An 18,788-nucleotide genomic window follows, 5' to 3' on the forward strand; every position below is an offset into this window, starting at 1 on the left:
CGCGCAATGATGAAAGTCATTTGGGTACTAAAGAAGTTTACGGACGCGGGGTGGAGCAGCCTGGTAGCTCGTCGGGCTCATAACCCGAAGGTCGTCAGTTCAAATCTGGCCCCCGCAACCAATATTAAAAGCACTCTCAGGAGTGCTTTTTTTGTATCTGCAATTCGCTCACACAGTTCTACTATCCCCTAAATTATTCGAGCGCAGCCAACACAGCTGCGGCTCGAAGTATGACGGGGATTAGCCGAGCCGCGCTAATCGCGCACTATCCGCAAAATAAGCCTTTATGCCTGCCAGAATAGACTCGGCCACTTCCTGCTGGAAAGTCGCGGTTCGCAACTTGCGCTCTTCTTCAACATTACTCAAAAATGCAGTTTCCACCAGAATGGATGGAATATCCGGTGCTTTCAGAACCGCAAACCCCGCCTGATCGACGCTGTTTTTATGCAGTTTGTTCACCTTCCCTAACCGGGCCAGCACTTCTTTGCCGAACTTAAGGCTATCGTTGATAGTCAACGACTGCACCATATCGAACATCGTATGGTCGAGATAACGATCGCCGCTCTTACTGACGCCACCGATTAAGTCGGCGGCGTTCTGCGTTTGGGCGAGGAATTTAGCGGCGGTACTGGTCGCGCCTTTGGTTGAGAGCGCAAAAACGGAGGATCCGCGAGCAGCCCCCGTGGTAAACGCATCGGCATGAATAGAAACAAACAGATCGGCACGCTGCTTCTGTGCCTTCGCTACCCTGACTTTTAACGGGATAAACACATCCTCATTGCGGGTCATGTAGGCTTTCATATTTGCTTCTTTATCAATCAGCGCTTTCAGGCGGCGAGCAATCTGCAGCACGATATCTTTTTCGCGCGTTTTGTTCGGCCCAATCGCACCGGGATCTTCCCCACCGTGGCCGGGATCAAGCATGATAACAATTGGCCGGTCACGCCCAGCTTTACCCGGCTGTGGCCCTTGTTCTGGCGACGGCGGCTTGTCTTTATCCAGCTTGCCGTTGTTGTAATCTTCCAGCAATGCCAACAGCGGATCTTGCTCGCTATTCATATTCGCCGGATACAAATCCATCACCAGGCGCTCTTTAAATTCAGCTACCGGGGCCAGTCCAAACAGATGTGGTGTGACGTTCTGTTTGAGTTCAAAAACCATGCGCACGGTTTGCGGGTCAAACTGCCCGACACGCGCAGATTTGATGAAGGGATCGTCAGCACGAATCTGGCCACCAATGCCTTTCAATACTGAATTTAAATTCACACCTTCGATGTCGACAACGACGCGATCCGGGTTGCTCAATGCGAACTGCTTATATTTAAGCTCCTTGTTCGATTCCAGCGTGACACGAGTGTAAGACGAAGCGGGCCAGACACGCACCGCAACGACCAGGCTTGAAGCTGCAAGACCGACCTGGCTGACACTCAAAAGCCACATAGCACCTGCTCCCTGGAGCAACCGGCGCCGAGTTATTAATGGACTGGAATCTGACATAGCTCTCCTGAGCGGTGTATTTCCGGGAATCGAATAATCAATTTTATTTTTTGAGCCGAAAACTTTAACGAAACAGGCCCGGGCTGTCACTCATTAAAGGGTAAACATTCGCAATCAAGCACCTGGCAGGCTGAATGCAGAAATTTTCGCTTTGTGGAAATTGCCGCTTGCACCGAAGGCAATAAAAGAATAAAAATACAGAAATTACGAATAATCATGCAATGAGGTCTAGCCGTGGTGAAGGAACGTAGAACCGAACTGGTACAGGGATTTCGCCATACTGTTCCCTATATAAATGCCCATCGGGGAAAAACGTTTGTCATTATGCTTGGCGGCGAAGCCATTGAACACGAGAACTTTTCCAGTATCGTCAACGATATTGGGCTGTTGCACAGCCTTGGGATTCGTCTGGTAGTGGTGTACGGCGCACGCCCACAGATTGATGCCAATCTGGCTTCGCATAATCATGAGCCTATCTATCATAAACATACGCGTGTTACGGATGCAAAAACGCTGGAGCTTGTTAAGCAAGCAGCCGGTTTATTGCAGCTGGATATTACCGCGCGTTTGTCCATGAGCCTTGGCAACACGCCTTTGCAGGGCGCACATATCAACGTGGTCAGCGGTAACTTTATTATCGCGCAGCCATTGGGCGTGGATGATGGCGTGGATTACTGCCACAGCGGGCGCGTCCGTCGTATCGACGAAGAAGCAATTCACCGCCAGCTTGATAACGGCGCAATCGTGCTGATGGGCCCGGTTGCGGTATCGGTCACGGGTGAAAGTTTCAACCTCACTTCAGAAGAGATTGCCACCCAGTTGGCAGTCAAACTGAAAGCCGAAAAAATGATTGGCTTCTGCTCTTCTCAGGGCGTTATCGACGACGAAGGCAATATTGTCTCCGAACTGTTCCCTAACGATGCGCAAAACCGTATTGAAGAACTGGAAGAAGCCGGTGATTACCACTCCGGCACCGTGCGTTTCTTACGGGGTGCTTTGAAAGCCTGCCGTAGCGGTGTACGTCGCAGCCATTTAATCAGTTACCAGGAAGATGGCGCACTGTTGCAGGAGCTTTTCTCCCGCGACGGTATCGGTACACAAATTGTGATGGAGAGTGCGGAGCAAATTCGCCGCGCCACCATTAACGATATCGGTGGCATTCTGGAACTGATTCGCCCGCTGGAGCAGCAAGGGATTCTGGTACGCCGCTCGCGTGAGCAACTGGAAATGGAGATCGACAAGTTCACCATTATTCAGCGCGATAACCTGACCATCGCTTGCGCTGCGCTGTATCCATTCCAGGAAGAAGGGATTGGTGAAATGGCCTGTGTTGCGGTTCACCCTGACTATCGCAGTTCATCACGCGGTGAAGTGCTGCTGCAACGTATTGCCACGCAAGCCCGCCAGATGGGGCTGAGCAAACTGTTCGTGCTGACCACCCGCAGCATTCACTGGTTCCAGGAACGGGGTTTTATGCCGGTGGATGTCGAGCTGCTGCCAGAGAGTAAGAAAGAGATGTACAACTATCAGCGCCGTTCGAAAGTGCTGATGGCGGATTTAGCGTAATTAAAAAGCTAGCCCTTCTGGGCTAGCTAAAACTCGCCATCAACCCGCTACGCCGTTCAGTCTTCGTCACAATAGCCTTATCCAACACTCGGTCATCGGCATACAGCGACAACTTGTTACGCGCGCGCGTAATCGCGGTATAAACCAGCTCGCGCGTCACCACCGCGGTGTATTGGTTTGGCAGCACCAGTGCAGCATGGTCAAACTCCGAACCCTGCGATTTATGAACCGTCATGGCGTAAGCGGTGTCATGCCCCGGTAAGCGGCTTGGTTGGACAGATTTGATGGTGCCATCAGGCATCGGGAACCAGACTCGCAGCCCCTCGCCTTTATCCAGCGCGATCCCAATGTCCCCGTTAAATAACCCCAAAGAACTGTCGTTACGAGAAATCATGATCGGCCTGCCATTATACCAACGCGATGTCGCCTGGTTTGGTCGCTCGATCAATCGTTTTTGAATCAATCCCAGCTCGATGCGGTTATTCAAACCGCTGACGCCAAAAGGCCCGTCGCGTAACGCGCACAATAATTGATAGCGACCGAAAGCACTGAGAATAGCCGCAGGGTCGGCGTCATTACGCACTAACTCCAGGTATGCTCGATAGCCTTCGACTGCATCGGCAATCATCAGCGCATAATCTTCTGTCTCTCGCAGCGGCTGTTTAGTGATGTCACCAAAGCCACTGGCAAATACCATTTTGGCGCGTTTTACATCGCTGGCGTTGACCGCGAAAGCCAGTTGCCCGATGCCTGATTGACTATCAAAACGGTAGCTTTTTTGCAGCAGGCAAAGCCCGTCACGCAACACGCTCGCCTGGTTCCCTTCCCCTGCAACAAGGGAATATCCGGTAAGCCGGCTTAGTTCGGCGGCTCTGGCTGGCGAATATCCGTGCGTGACATAGTGGCAAATATCTCCGAGTACCGCCCCCGCTTCAACCGATGCCAGTTGATCACGGTCGCCGAGGAAAATAACCCGCGCATGTGCAGGCAGTGCGTTAATCAGCTTCGCCATCATCGGCAAGTCCACCATCGAGGCTTCATCAACCACCAGCACATCAAGATGCAACGGGTTCCCCGCGTGGTAACGCAGGCGCTGGCTATTCGGTTGCGCCCCCAGCAAGCGGTGCAAAGTGCAAGCATCGCTCGGTAACGAGGCTTTTTGCACATCATCCAGCGGCAAGCGGCGTAATGCCGACCCCAGAGATTCGGTTAAACGTGCAGCCGCTTTGCCTGTGGGGGCCGCCAGCTGTATGCGTAACGGTTTGGCATCAGATAGCTGAACCAGGGCGGCGAGCAATTTCGCCACCGTAGTGGTCTTCCCCGTGCCTGGCCCGCCAGATATCACCGAGATACGCCGGGTTAATGCGACCGCTGCCGCAACTTTCTGCCAGTCAGTTTCGGCCATAGGCTCAAAAAGCTGATTGAGAACATGAGCAATTTGCGTTTCATCAAGTGGAATAGCCCGGTTCTCTTCACCAAAAAACCGTGCCACCGCCAGCTCGTTTTGCCACATACGGTTGAGATACAAACGCTCGCCAATCAGTTTCAGCGGCGTGGCACCATCATGCTCGCTCACCGCGGGTGAGGCCAATAGCACATTTTGCCAGCCATCTTTAACGTCGGCTTGAGCAAAGAGTTCGTCCGCAAAATCCGGTTGCCGCCCGGTAAAACAAAATTCCGTCGATAAGCGTGAAAGTGGGATACACACATGCCCTTCACCCGCATCGTGGCTGACTAAAGCCGCCGCCAGCATCACCGCCGGTTGTTCGTCACTGGCAATCATCATGGCAAACTGCGCATCCAGTGCCCGCAGCAGTTTTTGCTCAACCGCCTGTTGTAATAGCACTGACATTTTCATGGCATGACCTCATCCGTTTGCGCGGCAAAAAGCGCGTCCATTTTCGCAATCAGTTGAGCATCTGGCAGCGTCGAGAAAATCCCTTGTGTCGAACCGTTGCTTTCGATGCCACGCAGGAACAGATAGATAACGCCGCCAAAATGAGTCTGGTAATCGTAATCAGGAATGCGGTGGCGCAGGTAACGGTGCAAAGCTAGCGTATACAATTGATATTGCAGATCATAACGATGAGATTGCATCGCCGCTGCCATCGCCTGCTGGGTATAGGCGCTACTGTCTTCACCTAACCAGTTAGACTTGTAATCCAGCAGGTAATAACGCCCTTCCCAGCGGAAAACCAGATCAATAAACCCTTTCAACATGCCACGCACTTGTTTGAAATTCAGCGGTGGGCAGCCCGCAGAGAGCGGATCGTATTCCCGCACCAGCTTATCCAGATGCGCAGCCTGCAAATCGCTTTCAATTGGCAGATAAAATTCCAGCTCGACCTGTTTTTCCTGAGGCGTTAACTGGTTAAGCGACACGCCCGAATCATTGAGCGGAGCCTGCAAAATGGCCTGTAACCACTGCGTTAACACGGGTAGCCACTCGTCACCAAAACCTTGTGCTGCCAGTTGCTCAGCAATCCACACATCGTCCAGAGGCTGAGTAAAATCAATGCCTTCGAATAAGCTATGCAAAAATGTGCCCGGCCCCGCCCCGCGTGGGAAGGTATGCGGAGTTAGTGATGGCTCACTTTGTACTGGTACAACACCTGCGGCGTCCACATCTAAGCGAGGCAATAAATCCAGCGCCTGGCTGCTACCATGCTGCTGTAGACCGGAATAACTGGTCACCCGCCAGTTATCTGCAACCTGTCTTTTCATCACTCTGGCGCTGAGTTCCGGGAGTGCGACACTCACTGGCTGCCACGGGGTGTAGTCTTCAGACACAGATTCTTCAACACTAATCGACTCGCTTGCCAGTTCCTGCAAACAGGCCTGTAAACCGGCGGCATCTTTCGCCTCACCTTTTTGCAGCAGATACCCCAACGCGCCCAGATGCAGATCGCTGGCCCCTTTTTTGGCTCGGTTCCCTTTAAATAACGGGGCGACACCCAGGCTGCAATGCCAAATTGAACGAGTCAGTGCCACGTACAGCAAACGTAAATCCTCTGCCAGGCGCTCTTCTTCCGCAAGGCTCAGGCTTTCTTCATCGTCGCTTAAATCCAGCAACGGCGAGAATGTTGAACGGTCATGGTACAAGCCGCTGTTTTGCGCCCGATAGTTGGCGATGAATGGCAACCAAACCAACGGGTACTCAAGCCCTTTTGATTTATGGATCGTGACGACCTGAACCAAATGCCTGTCGCTTTCAAGGCGTAATTGTTGGCTGTAGGCGTTGCTATCAGGTTCAGCGACCTGCTGCGCGAGCCAACGGACCAGGGCATGTTCGCTGTCCGTCTGTGCCGCTTCTGCTTGCAGCAATTCGCTGATGTGCAAAATATCGGTCAACCGCCGCTCACCACCGGGGGTAGCCAGCAGGTTTTCGGCCACCTGCCGACGAGCAATCAGCGCACGCAGCATCGGCATGACGCCCCGGCGCAGCCAGGTTTGGCGATATTCAGAAAACTCTTCAACCAACTGGTCCCAGGCGTTTTCGTCTTCATTCAGCGCTTCAATCATTTGCGCATCAAGGCCGAGCATGCTGGTCGCAACCGCACTACGCAGCGCGGTTTCAATTTCGGGGGCCAGAACAGCCTGAAGTATCCACAAAATTTCACGGGCTTCTGGTGTTGCAAACACCGAATCGCGGTTTGAAAGATAGACGGACGGGATGTTCAGGCTGGCCAGGGCTTCGCGCACAATGGACGCCTCGCCACGGCTACGCACCAGAATCGTAATGTCGGACGACTGCACCGGTCGCGATTCTTCACCTTTCCACAGCAAGGCCTCACCGCGCTGCCCGGCAGTCAGCCAGTCACGAATCTGCTGCGCGCACTGCATCGCCATGGTTTGTTGGTAATCATTTACTCCACAACCATCACCCGACTGTGCCCAAAATGACATTGCCGCCTGGTTCTTCCCTTTGAAGGTAAAACGCAGTCCACTGTTTTTCTCAGCCGCTTTGACCGCTAAGAATGGGATTTGCTGGAATAAGAAAGGGTTACTCAGTTGCTGAAACAGAGTATTTACGCTGTTTATCATTGCAGGGGATGAGCGCCAGTTGGTGTCCAGCGTGTAGTGGGCACTTACCTCATGACGAGCTTTCATGTAGGTAAAAATATCCGCCCCGCGGAACGCATAAATCGCCTGTTTCGGGTCACCGATAAGCAACAGCGCAGTGCCCGGCTGGTTGATGTACAGCCGCCTGAAGATGCGATATTGCTGAGGATCGGTATCCTGAAATTCATCAATCATGGCCGCCGGGAAACGCCCACGAATGGCGGCAGCCAGGGCGTCGCCACCCGGCTTATGCAGAGCTTCATCCAGCCGGGTCAACATATCGTCGAACCCCAGCTCACCGCGACGACGTTTTTCTTGCTGCACGGTATAACGTATTTCTGCCATTGCCCGGGCGATAACTAAATCACGCAGCGTCAGTGGCTCCCCCAACAAATCGTTAATCGCTCGGAAAACAGGATGCTGTGGCGGCTGCCCCTCTTTGGTTTTCTCATCCAGCATCGACTGAGAGAAGCGTTCCAGTTGGTCAGGCAATTTGTAGGTTGTGGTTTCTGATTGCGCCCAAGTGCCGACAATATTCAGCCAGTTAGGTAAGTTTTTACTGCTGTAACTGCGGCGGTCTATCTTCGCTACACTGAGGATCTGCGCAATTTCATCCGCGCAGGCGCACCATTGCGCTTTCACATCCTCAATGGCGGTAATGATCTTTTGATGGCGGGCGATCAGCGTTTCATCATCGGCTGGCGGCTGTTTCAGAACGGGCTGTTCACCTTGCAGCCAGCTGTTGATATCCCTGAGCAGTTCATCTGGCCCAGCCCACTGCTCTGCCATCACTTGTGCTACAGGTTTAGGCAGCGGGTAGCAATGGCGACGCCAAAAATCTGCGCAAGCATGGCGGCGCAGTTGCGATTCATCTTCAATGAGTTGTTGCTCAAACAGCATGCCTGATTCAAAAGCATTCAGGCTTAACATCCTTTGGCAGAAGCCGTGGATGGTGAAAATAGCAGCTTCATCCATCTGCTGTTCAGCAAGGCGCAATACCTGAGCGGCCTGGTGAAGGTCAGGGATTTCTGTGAGCAGTTTTTGGAACAAGGGATTGTCAGTGCGGTTACGTACGCAGGCGATACGCAGTTCATGAATATTGGCGCGAATACGGCCACGGAGTTCTTCAGTCGCCGCCTGAGTAAAGGTTACGACCAATAATTCTTCAACTGAGAGTGGACGAGGATGGGCATTTTTCCCACCCAGGCCAAGCAGCAAACGCAAATAGAGTGCCGCAATGGTAAATGTCTTTCCGGTACCGGCAGAGGCTTCAATCAGCCGCTCCCCCGTCAGAGGTAAACTTAGGGGGTCAAGCGGTTGAGTGGTTCCGGTCATTATTTACCCTTTGTCTTTCAAGTTGCAGATAGGTTGGCTACGTTCTCTTGCCGCCTGTCTGCAACCTGAAATCCACCAGGTATAAGCCCGTTATATCCAGGTTGCAGGTGCGTTAGCGGTCATCATTTAGCGTCCACTAGCGGCAATGATTGCTGCAGACCGCTAACCTCTTTCCAGGTTTTCCAGCCATCTGGTGCGGCATAATCTGCTTTACCATTGTGGCTACCAGAGACTTGCGACAGAACAGCCACGCCTTGTGGTTCAATCACGGCCTGATGGAAGAAATCAGCCAGTTTTTGCGGTGTGAGCTTTTTGATTTCGGCGACTACTTTATCACGCGAATCAAAGTCCAGGTTTCCACGATCGAAATCTTTGCTCAGTTGTGAGGCTTCCTGAGACAAAGTTTGCGGTGCCTGCATAATTTGGCTGATCATGCCCTGCTGCATTTGAGCGAAGTCTTCAGGACTCATCTCGCGCAGTTTCTTTTCAGCCGTTGGGTAAAACGCCTTAAACCGTTGATACAAATAAGCCGGTTGCTTATCGTTGCTTTGCAACAAGAAGCCAATTCCCCACTGGCGGCCGACCGACATCGGGAAAGCAAACACCGCATAGCCCAGTTGCTCCTGAGTACGCAACTGATTGTAGAACCACGGCTGAATGATTTGCCCCAACATTGAGCTATAAGCCGTACTCACCGTTTCATCAAAGCCTTTTGGGACATAAACGGCAGCAAGTGCTGAGTCCGTGCTGCTTCCTGCTTTTTCAAACATAGCCAAATGTTTGCTATCAACAAGCACGTCTTTATTGCGACACCACTCATTACCTTTGGTGGAGAGCTGAGTTTGTACGTTATGCGCAAGATCCTTTGCCTGATCAGGAGACATATTCCCCAGGACTAAAAACTCAGGTTTGGCATTCGTTTTTAACACTTCACGGTAATCAAGCACGTCTTTTAAGGTCAATTCCGGCAGCAGTGCACGACGCGTTTCACGCTGGAAATACGGCACCTGCGACACCATTTGCACCGGCATAATCGCCTGATCGTAAGCTTTACCTTTGTCTGCCGAGTCCATCATCTGGGCATACCATGACTTTGCCTGATCTAACTGCTCTTGAGTCGGCGTATAGGAGAAATAACCTTTTAGCAGCGCTTCAAAAAGCTGCGGCAAACGTTGCGTGTAGCCGTTGGCATTGACCATCAAACCGCTATTGGCGTTAGTCGAGAAACCAATACCACCAATGGAAGCCTGATTACTTAACTCATCGAGCGCGATGCCTGCCAGGTAGTCATTAAGAGCAAACAAAACCTGGTTTTTGGCGCTATCCATTGCCTGCGGGTTACGCAGCACCATCGTCACGTCAGCTTTCGGTTCGCTGGCAAAATAGTGGCTTGGCATATACAACACACGCAGACCGGGTTCTTTCACCAGTAATTCTGGGTGAGCATAGGTTTTGTCAGGTTTAACCAACGTAAAATCGTCAGGAATGTACGGGTTCAACTGAGGCAATTCCAGCTTGATAGCTGCTGCTTTTTGCTGCCAGGTATCGAACACTTGCGGTGTAATTTTATCGACCTGATAAGGGGCTTCGACAAAATAAGCCGTTTTGTTATGTGGCTCTTGCGGGCTGATATACCAGACGCGCGCATTTTGCGGTGTCATCATATCCAGTCGGGATTTAATGGCGGCAGGATCATATTGATCGGCAATGTTAACGGCATCAAGCGTGTGCGCGACGGGCACGCGCAGCATGGTGTCCGCTAACCATTCAACGTAATCCATATCCCGGGTAATGGACGGATAACGGAAGTCGAGGTCAAGAACATGGGCAAGTTCGTCGAAATAGCTTTTATCGACGCCATTCTCTCGCAGTTTATTTAAGTAACTGAAAATCGCCGCAACCACTTCATCACGCTGGGCAAGACCCTTATCGGTTAACGATACCGAAATAGCAAACACACCGCTGTTGCCGTTAACTAACGGGTCAGAATCAGCGCGGATGCTGTCTGCAAGGCCCTGTTTTTGCAGCCAGTCAGAAAGAGTGTTGTTACTACGATTACCAATTAAATAACCAATTAATTCATCAGTTTTGCTGCGGAATTTATCGCTGTTATTGTCGATTCGGAATTCGACACGCACAACTTTGCGTGGCAATGCCGGCACGTAGTGAATGACAATGCCTTTTTGCGCATCGGTCACAACCGGCACATCAATCACTGGCTTTTCGATATTTTTATTTGGCACCCGACCATAGGTATCTACAGCCATTTTTGCCAGTTCCGGCAAGGGTTTATTGCTGTAAATAACCGCCTTCATCAGGTTCGCGGAATAGTATTTATCACGGAAAGCCACCAGCGCATCCAGCAATTTGCTACCCGGTTTATCGCGTAACGTTTCCAGATTACCACCGGAAAAACGCGAGCCTGGATGTGCCGGGTTGATGGTTTCAGCACTGACTTGCGCCATACGCATACCATCACGAGCACGGGCTAAAGTTAGCTCGGCATTCACGGCATTACGCTCGCGTTCGGCATATTCAGGGGCGAGATTTGGCTCGGCAATAGCATCGGACAGGCGGTCAACTGCGCCTTCGAGCGCATCGTTTTCCACTTCAAGGTAAAATGCAGTGCGGTAAGTCGCGGTGCTGGCGTTATGGCTGCCACCGTGCTTTTTGAGGAATTCTGACAAGCTATCCGGCTCAGGATACTTTTTGGAGCCCATCAGCGTCATATGTTCAAGATAGTGAGCAAGGCCAAGGTGGTCATTGGGATCTTCCAGAGATCCTACAGGAACAACCAATGCAGACAATGACTTAACTGCTTGTGGATCAGAAACCAGCAGAACTGTCATGCCATTATCAAGACGAATTGCCTGATATTGACGATTGTCTTTCTCACTTTTATGGATAGTTTCCTGGATGGGGTTCCAACCCGTGTCTGCCTGACTTAATGGTGCCCAAAGAGCGACTAACAAGAAAAGCGGTTTTAACCAGGTGCTACATATAGGCATTCATGAACCTCATAATCACGAAACTTCCTATACCCGTTATCTTTCAAGCTGCAGGAGTGCTGGCTACATTCATAACCCCAGTCACTTACTTTAGTAGGCTACTGGTGATTGGCTCCCTTGCTGCCGACCTGCATTTCGAAGTCTAAAGGGTATAACTTATTCATCATTAACAACTTTTAAAAACAATCTGCTATTTTAGTTGTTTCTTTTTTCGCCAATCCTGAGCAAGTAGCGCATCATAGATGAACCTGCCGGGTTGTGCAATTTTTACACAGCTCTTTTAGGCTTTATTGAAACGAAAAAGCGGCAATAAATAGTGCTCTGCCTCACTTATAATCGCCTCGTAGTATTCTGGATCCAGCGTTCGGTACAGCCGTTGCAACCACATGTCCGCCCCTTCACCGTCGACTCGCTGATTCCCTTCCCAGGCCGCCAATAGCTTGTTTTTGGCTTTCTGTTGCGTTTGCTCATCCCATAAAATGGCATCATTTGCGGGTTCGTAACAGGCTTTTATCCATGCTCCCCCACTTATTGGGAGTAACAAAAGTGGCTCTGTTAAACCTTTCCAATAACCATCAATGAGTTGCTGGAGGTAGTTTTTTGCCTGATCCACTTCAAGTGCCGGGAATTTCCATTCTGTAGAATCGCGCCCATACAAACGACTTTCACCACTTCCACCCATTGCACACCAGACTAAATGCTCAATCCACAGTTGCAGACCATGCGCCGGATTAAGGATTGATGGCCGCCAACGCAGCAGACCATCAGCCTGCACATCCGACAACCAACCTTCCAGAGTTGTTCCGTCTAATTGCAGTGAGACTTCCAGGCTGTTGCCATTTTGCCGCTCGCTTCTCACTTTTTGAGCCAGTTCACCCATTTCTGCTAACTGGTTTTCCCATAAAATTTCACCAAAAGCCCCATACGGCAAAGTACCTGCCGCGCGATAACGACGGAATAACTGCTGCGTGTCATCTTCCTGCACCAGAGTATTAAGTAGTTCCTGGTTCATCTGGAAACGTTCGAGGCTGTCCAGAGTGAAAGGCTCAGCGTCAGGAAGTTCGGTTTCTTCAAGTCGGAAATGGATCCCCAACCGCATCTGGAAGAAGGCTCGCACAGGGTGACGCCAGAAACGTTGTAATTGCTCAAGTGTGATAATTTCTTGAGGCTGTTCCTGCAACGGCTGAATAAACGGCTTCTGGGGTTGGCCCTGTTCACTTGCTGCGGGCAGCCATTCATTGGCATAGCTCTGTGCTGATGCTCCCGGTACAAAGTTCCCGGCCTCAAACGGTGTACGGTTGTGGCGCTGGACGAGGTGTTTTTTCACCCGTTCACTGCTTTCATCACAGGTTTGTTCTGTGTCTTGCGGCAAACAGTGGCTTTGTGCAATGTAGTCCAGGAGTTCATCGACCAATACCGAAGGATAGCGCTGGCTGTTGTCTTGAATAGAACGCCCGATATAGCTGATGTAAAAACGCATTTGTGCGGAGTTGAGTGCTTCCAGGAATAAGTAGCGGTCATCATCACGGCGGCTACGGTCACCTCGCTGTGGTTTCTGACTCATCAAATCAAAACCCAGTGGGGCGAGCGTGCGTGGATACACGCCGTCGTTCATGCCAAGCAAGCACACCACTTTGAACGGGATTGAACGCATTGGCATCAGGGTACAGAAGTTTATCGGCCCGGCCAGGAAGCGCTGGCTGATGCGTTCCTGATCCAGACGTTGTGCCAGCTCATCTCGTAATAAAGTCAGCGAGATATTTTCCTGATAGCGCGACTCAAGGCCATATTTAATGATCTCTTGCCACTGTTGCTCAATCAGCGCCAGAGCCCCTTCTGTTTCCGTATCAGGTAAGAAGAAACTGGCCAGCATGTCACGGCATACTGTCGTCCACTCAGCTAATGGTCTGGCTACGGTGAGTTCACGACGCCAAATATTTAGCTGCATTAACAGCTCAGCCAGTTGCCCAACCAGTTCAGCAATCAGGCCGCTTGATTCATCGTAAGGAAGAATTGACTGCCACTCACCAGCCTGACTATCCATTGCATAACCCAACAACATACGCGTCAAACCAAAACGCCAGGTATGCTGCCCGGTTGCCGGGAGATCCAATTCTCGAACGTTGTCGTCATCAATTCCCCAGCGAATGCCTGACTCATTCACCCACTGGCGTAAATAACGTAGCCCCTCTTCGTTAATTGAGAAACGAGCAGCCAGCGCGGGTACTTCAAGCAACGCCAGGACATCCTGTGCGGCAAAGCGGCTATCGGGCAGTGAAAGTAGCGAGATAAAAGCTTGTAACGCAGGGTGGGCTTGCCTTGCCCGGCGGTCAGAAATCGCAAATGGCAAACGGCGTTCACCTGTAGCATTTCCGAATACCGCCTGAATAAACGGGCTGTAACTATCGATATCAGCCACCATCACGATGATGTCGCGCGGTGTTAATGCCGGATCGGCATCTAACATCGCCAATAGCTGATCGTGCAGCACTTCAACTTCACGCTGAGGGCTATGGCATTCATGGAACGTGACCGAATGATCTTCCAGTGAAAGAACTCGTTTCTGGTGGCTGTGTTCAAACTCTTCTTCAGTCAACCCGGTGACAGCATTGTTCTGCAGCTCAAGTAAGTCGAACTGCAAATTACGCAGCACGCTGCCAGGGTTGATATCGACGAATACGTCTATTTCTTCAAAGCGCTGTAGCTCAGCCAATAAAAAGGTGTAATCGCGCCCTAACTTCCCCCACGAGGCAAGCAACGGGTTACCAATGTCTTGCTGACCATCATCATTGAATAAAGCAGAGGCCGTCTCACTGTCTTTGAAAAGCGGCAGGGTTATCTCTTCCTGAGCGTGTCTTCGGCGCCGACGGCTGATTAAACGTGCGAGATATGCCGGGTCTTTGATGTCACCCCAGTAATAGCGGCAGGGGTTGGTAAACAGCAAATGCACATCAATGTGTTTACCTAATGCCTGCAGCGCCTGAAGGTAAATGGGTGGCAAAGCCGAAATCCCGCAAATAAAGACGCGAGAGGGTAAACCTGGCGGGCATTCGTTGCTCGATTCCAGGGCATCAATGAAACGCTGGTAGAGGTTTGCACGGTGCCATTCTGGCTGCCCAAGCTCTTGTGTATGGCGAACCAGGGCGGCCCATAACGGCGCTTGCCACAATTGGGCTTCGCCCACATTGTCGACAAGTTCACCTTTTTCCCAACGGCTGAGCCAGCCTGGGCGATAGACTAAATACTGGTCATAAAGGTCAGCGATTCTTGACGCTAACTGGGCGAGTTTTCGACCATTTTCGTCTTCTTCAAGGTACTGATTAAGCAATTCAAATTCTGGCTCTTTCAGCATCGAGGGAATGAGCGTCATTAACTTCCAGCTCATGCTTTGTTTGTTGAAAGCGCTCTGCTCCGGAATGTTCGGTAATACACGCACAAACATATCCCAGATGAAACTCGCCGGAAGCGGGAAACTGATGTTTGCCGCGATGCCAAATTTTTGTGCCAATGTCATTTGTAGCCATTGTGCCATACCGGTACTTTGCACCAGCACGACCTCGGGCTTAAAAGGGTCAGCCAGAGGCTGCCTTTCCACGATAAATTCCATAATTGCTTCCAGCACATCCAGCCGGTTGGAATGGTAAACTCGCAACATAGAATCGCTACTCCTGACTTTTCACTTTCTGTGAACAATGTAACCGCGACAACTGCCCAGAACGCCCGGCAGGGCTGGTAATAGTAACATTGATGCTGACACATCCAGATGCCGATGTCTGCTGGCGACTGACTTTCCATTCATCCGGCGGCAGCGGTGTTTCCGGTTCACCCATTTCTAAGGCTAATCGCCACAACTGGCGGACCTGCCATTGCGACTGAAAACCCTGTTGTAAGGCACGCTGGTAACCGAGCAGTGCCAGCATAATGACTGAAAACAAAGCCATAGCGCAAAGCACCTCAATCAGGGTAAAACCCCGCTGTAATGGTTTTATTGCGGTAACTGACATTTTGCTACCTCCGAAAATGGGCAGAAGTCGAGCCAACCGTGCGGCGTTGATATCCAGTCAGCGTTCTCAATCATTCCCCATTGCCATAGAATCATGGGTGTTTGTTGCCCGGAAACGCGCCCATAAGCAGCCATCAACGCTACATTTTTTTCTACGGCTAGCACACAAACTTTCCAGCCATCTTTTGGCTGTTCCTGGCACTGCCAGGTTTGCTGAGGATTCCAGCGTAGTTGACTCCCCCAGGACTGAGCTGAGAGTGCCTGCACATACTGTTTAAGAAACCCTACTTCACTTGCGACCAGATGGCGCTGGTGACTGAGCTGTTGCTGTAATCCGCTTAGCAACAATGTGCCTAAAGCAAACAGGAGCAGTACAAACCCGAGGGTGGCGTTTCCCTGCTCGAGCGGCCTGTTCATAAGTTATACCCCACGACGGTATGGCGCAGAGACAGTGGGTTTTGGCCATTTTTAAATGTCGCAGACAACTCTATAGCCAGCAGTGGTGGCATTGACTGGCGATCCAGACGTGTGACGGAAAATGTCTGAATAACCATTGTGGCCGGGTCTGAGAGCTTCTCCCAGCCGCTCCCCTCACATTGGGTTGCTCCCCGTAACGTTTCCAGGTGGTGATTATTGAGACGGAAACCGGCTTGTTCCGTTTCCGAATGACTGGCGGGCTCCCAGCGCCCATTACTATTGCTGTCCCATTGCAGCAATATGCATTCGCCCTTATTGCGCAGAATAAGCCCCTCGCCCTGGCAACTCCCGTGGCAATAACCTGCACGCTGCAACTGTTTGCCTAAACTGAACGCCAGTTGCCAGAGGGATTCCTGGAGGGTTTCTTTCTGATATTGCTCCAGGACCGCTCGCTGGAGGATCGGAAACAAGCGACCTGCTCCAAGCAGTACAATGCTGCTGATAGCCATGGCGATAAGCGTTTCAAATAGGGTGAATCCCTGCTGGTTTAACTGCATTTATCACTCCCACTCATTTCACAGACACGGATTCGCCCTTGCGCAGAGAGCACCACACGCCATTTCCCCGCAGGGCTTTGCAGTGTGATATGACCAGGCCATGCCGTATTTTTCAGGCCATAAAATCCTAACCCTGCCGTTATGCCGGTAATATCTACGTCAGAAAAATATTGCGACAACCGCCAGCGTCCATCTGAATGGCATTGGTTTTCCTCAACCAATTTGCTGGAAAGACACCATGTTTTCCCGGTGTATTTCACCGAGATGAGGTGGTCGCGATTGTGCCAATTGGCATCACTTCGCAGTTGTTCAAACAAATTGCGAATCTGTTGGGTGGTTATCCGTAATCTTTGCTGCTGTTGCCACTGCTGCCAGCCAAACAAACCACCGGCACTTAGCATCGCAACAATGACCATCACCACCATCATTTCAATCAGGCTAAAGCCACGCTGTTTTGTTTTCATGCCGGCAGTGTGCCAGTTGCAAAAATCCAGGCTACAGGCAAAAACGGGCTTCTCGAGGCGCCTCGAAAGATAGATTTAGAGTTGCTTTGGATTGCAGTGACGCTGGAAGGAGGCTCGCAAAGCCGAAATGCAGACAAAAAAAACCGGCGCACAAGTGGCACCGGTTATGGCAGGCTGTCAGCAGTTAGATAGCGACAGGTGCTTTGATCGCTGGGTGCGGATCGTAGCCTTCGATTTCGAAATCATCGAAATTGTAGTCGAACAACGATTCAGGCTTACGTTTGATAACCAGTTTAGGCAGAGCACGTGGCTCACGCGTTAGCTGCAAACGAGTTTGTTCGAGGTGGTTGCTGTACAAGTGGGTATCACCACCGGTCCAGACAAAGTCCCCCACTTCCAGGTCGCACTGCTGCGCCATCATATGCACGAGCAACGCATAGCTGGCGATATTAAACGGCAGACCAAGGAAGATGTCGCATGAACGCTGGTAGAGCTGGCAGGAAAGCTTGCCGTCAGCAACATAGAACTGGAAGAACGCATGGCATGGAGCCAGGGCCATTTTATCCAGCTCACCCACATTCCACGCCGAAACGATAATACGGCGCGAGTCCGGGTCGTTTTTAAGCTGGTTAATTACGGTCGTTAACTGGTCAATATGGCTGCCATCAGGCGTTGCCCAAGAGCGCCACTGCTTACCATACACAGGGCCAAGATCGCCATTTTCATCTGCCCATTCGTCCCAGATAGAGACATTATTTTCATGCAGATAAGCAACGTTAGTGTCACCTTTCAGGAACCATAACAGTTCATGAATAATGGAGCGTAGATGGCAGCGTTTCGTCGTAACCAGCGGGAAACCATCTTGTAAATTGAAGCGCATCTGATGACCGAAAATCGATAGCGTACCCGTGCCAGTGCGGTCATCTTTTGGTGTGCCGTTTTCCAGCACATGTTTCATCAAATCAAGATACTGTTGCATGTTTCCTCACGAAAGCTGTTGCTGCGGGCGACGACGATACGCCCAAACCATCATTACCACACCCACGACAATCATCGGAATCGAGAGGATTTGCCCCATGCTGATGTACTGAACCCACTCACCGGTAAACTGAGCATCCGGCTGGCGGAAGAATTCAACGATGATACGGAATACACCATAGCCAATCAGGAACAGGCCAGATACAGCCCCCATTGGGCGCGGTTTACGGATAAACACGTTAAGGATGATAAACAGAACGATGCCTTCCAGAACCATTTCGTAAAGCTGGGAAGGATGGCGCGGTAATACACCGTAGGCATTAAACAACGACTGCCATTCAGGATGAGTCGCCAGCAGGCCAATATCTTCGCTGCGGGAGCCCGGGAACAGCATTGCCCACTGGAAGTTAGGGTCGACACGGCCCCACAATTCGCCATTGATGAAGTTACCCAGGCGACCTGCGCCCAGGCCAAATGGAATCAGAGGTGCAATGAAATCAGCAACCTGGAAGAATGAGCGGCGAGTACGGCGCGCAAACCAAATCATCACGCAGATAACACCAACCAGTCCGCCATGGAAGGACATACCGCCATCCCAGACTTTAAACAGATACAGTGGGTCAGCAAGGAAAGATGGCAGGTTGTAGAAGAAGACATAACCAAGGCGCCCGCCGAGGAATACCCCCAGGAAGCCGGCATACAGCAGGTTTTCGACTTCGTCTTTCGTCCAACCGCTACCAGGCTTATTCGCGCGACGACCCGCAAGCCACATAGCAAACACGAAACCAACCAGGTACATCACTCCGTACCAGTGCAATGAGACTGGCCCGACGGAAAAAATCACCGGGTCAAATTCAGGGAAATGCAGATAGCCACTATTCATCTGTCACCACAAACCATT

General features: G+C 51.2%; 12 protein-coding genes and 1 tRNA gene. 2 read left to right on the plus strand and 11 right to left on the minus strand.

Going from position 1 to position 18,788, the window contains the following annotated elements; genetic code table 11:
• Positions 1-44: 44 nt before the first annotated feature.
• A tRNA-Met gene (locus tag M975_RS14730) sits at positions 45-121 on the plus strand.
• Between the two features lie 119 nt (positions 122-240).
• Here the strand turns inward: M975_RS14730 and amiC are convergent.
• On the minus strand, positions 241-1,497 hold the full coding sequence (gene amiC, locus M975_RS14735) for an N-acetylmuramoyl-L-alanine amidase AmiC (protein WP_064560626.1): 1,257 nt from the start codon (positions 1,495-1,497) through the stop codon (positions 241-243).
• 234 nt (positions 1,498-1,731) lie between these two features.
• Between amiC and argA the strand changes: the two genes are divergently transcribed.
• Positions 1,732-3,063, plus strand: a complete 1,332-nt coding sequence (gene argA, locus M975_RS14740) for an amino-acid N-acetyltransferase (protein WP_064560629.1) — start codon at positions 1,732-1,734, stop codon at positions 3,061-3,063.
• Between the two features lie 22 nt (positions 3,064-3,085).
• On the opposite strand, the gene recD is transcribed toward argA, so the two are convergent.
• From recD to lgt, 10 genes are all read right to left on the minus strand, one after another.
• Positions 3,086-4,921, minus strand: a complete 1,836-nt coding sequence (recD, locus tag M975_RS14745; RefSeq protein WP_064560631.1) for an exodeoxyribonuclease V subunit alpha — start codon at positions 4,919-4,921, stop codon at positions 3,086-3,088.
• On the minus strand, positions 4,918-8,460 hold the full coding sequence (gene recB / locus M975_RS14750; protein WP_064560633.1) for an exodeoxyribonuclease V subunit beta: 3,543 nt from the start codon (positions 8,458-8,460) through the stop codon (positions 4,918-4,920). The genes recD and recB overlap by 4 nt, the downstream gene beginning before the upstream one ends.
• A gap of 122 nt (positions 8,461-8,582) precedes the next feature.
• Positions 8,583-11,468: a pitrilysin gene (gene ptrA, locus M975_RS14755; RefSeq protein ID WP_064560635.1), complete on the minus strand. Its 2,886-nt coding sequence runs from the start codon at positions 11,466-11,468 to the stop codon at positions 8,583-8,585.
• 280 nt (positions 11,469-11,748) lie between these two features.
• Entirely contained in the window at positions 11,749-15,123 is a 3,375-nt protein-coding gene (gene recC, locus M975_RS14760; RefSeq protein ID WP_064560637.1) for an exodeoxyribonuclease V subunit gamma, read from the minus strand.
• Positions 15,124-15,130: 7 nt separating this feature from the next.
• Positions 15,131-15,472 carry a prepilin-type N-terminal cleavage/methylation domain-containing protein gene (locus M975_RS14765; RefSeq protein WP_064560639.1) on the minus strand — a complete coding sequence of 114 codons (342 nt, stop codon included), beginning with the start codon at positions 15,470-15,472 and terminating at the stop codon, positions 15,131-15,133.
• On the minus strand, positions 15,454-15,888 hold the full coding sequence (locus M975_RS14770) for a DUF2509 family protein (RefSeq protein ID WP_064560641.1): 435 nt from the start codon (positions 15,886-15,888) through the stop codon (positions 15,454-15,456). Before M975_RS14770 ends, M975_RS14765 begins: the two co-directional genes overlap by 19 nt.
• Positions 15,885-16,445 (minus strand): prepilin peptidase-dependent protein, encoded by a 561-nt coding sequence (locus tag M975_RS14775; protein ID WP_064560643.1) that lies wholly within the window; start codon positions 16,443-16,445, stop codon positions 15,885-15,887. Before M975_RS14775 ends, M975_RS14770 begins: the two co-directional genes overlap by 4 nt.
• A complete protein-coding gene (locus tag M975_RS14780; RefSeq protein ID WP_064560647.1) occupies positions 16,436-16,909 on the minus strand; it encodes a prepilin peptidase-dependent protein in 474 nt (157 codons plus the stop codon). The genes M975_RS14775 and M975_RS14780 overlap by 10 nt, the downstream gene beginning before the upstream one ends.
• A gap of 184 nt (positions 16,910-17,093) precedes the next feature.
• A complete protein-coding gene (thyA, locus tag M975_RS14785; protein ID WP_064560649.1) occupies positions 17,094-17,888 on the minus strand; it encodes a thymidylate synthase in 795 nt (264 codons plus the stop codon).
• A gap of 6 nt (positions 17,889-17,894) precedes the next feature.
• Positions 17,895-18,770 carry a prolipoprotein diacylglyceryl transferase gene (lgt, locus tag M975_RS14790; protein WP_064560653.1) on the minus strand — a complete coding sequence of 292 codons (876 nt, stop codon included), beginning with the start codon at positions 18,768-18,770 and terminating at the stop codon, positions 17,895-17,897.
• Positions 18,771-18,788 lie beyond the last annotated feature (18 nt).

This window comes from Buttiauxella brennerae ATCC 51605, assembly GCF_001654925.1.
Lineage (GTDB): Bacteria > Pseudomonadota > Gammaproteobacteria > Enterobacterales > Enterobacteriaceae > Buttiauxella > Buttiauxella brennerae.

Excerpts from the sequence above, each read along its gene's own strand:
- amiC (WP_064560626.1), bottom strand. The coding sequence starts at position 1,497 with ATGTCAGATTCCAGTCCATTAATAACTCGGCGCCGGTTGCTCCAGGGA.
- recD (WP_064560631.1), bottom strand. The coding sequence starts at position 4,921 with ATGAAAATGTCAGTGCTATTACAACAGGCGGTTGAGCAAAAACTGCTG.
- recB (WP_064560633.1), bottom strand. The coding sequence starts at position 8,460 with ATGACCGGAACCACTCAACCGCTTGACCCCCTAAGTTTACCTCTGACG.
- ptrA (WP_064560635.1), bottom strand. The coding sequence starts at position 11,468 with ATGCCTATATGTAGCACCTGGTTAAAACCGCTTTTCTTGTTAGTCGCT.
- recC (WP_064560637.1), bottom strand. The coding sequence starts at position 15,123 with ATGTTGCGAGTTTACCATTCCAACCGGCTGGATGTGCTGGAAGCAATT.
- M975_RS14765 (WP_064560639.1), bottom strand. The coding sequence starts at position 15,472 with ATGTCAGTTACCGCAATAAAACCATTACAGCGGGGTTTTACCCTGATT.
- M975_RS14770 (WP_064560641.1), bottom strand. The coding sequence starts at position 15,888 with ATGAACAGGCCGCTCGAGCAGGGAAACGCCACCCTCGGGTTTGTACTG.
- M975_RS14775 (WP_064560643.1), bottom strand. The coding sequence starts at position 16,445 with ATGCAGTTAAACCAGCAGGGATTCACCCTATTTGAAACGCTTATCGCC.
- M975_RS14780 (WP_064560647.1), bottom strand. The coding sequence starts at position 16,909 with ATGAAAACAAAACAGCGTGGCTTTAGCCTGATTGAAATGATGGTGGTG.
- thyA (WP_064560649.1), bottom strand. The coding sequence starts at position 17,888 with ATGCAACAGTATCTTGATTTGATGAAACATGTGCTGGAAAACGGCACA.
- lgt (WP_064560653.1), bottom strand. The coding sequence starts at position 18,770 with ATGAATAGTGGCTATCTGCATTTCCCTGAATTTGACCCGGTGATTTTT.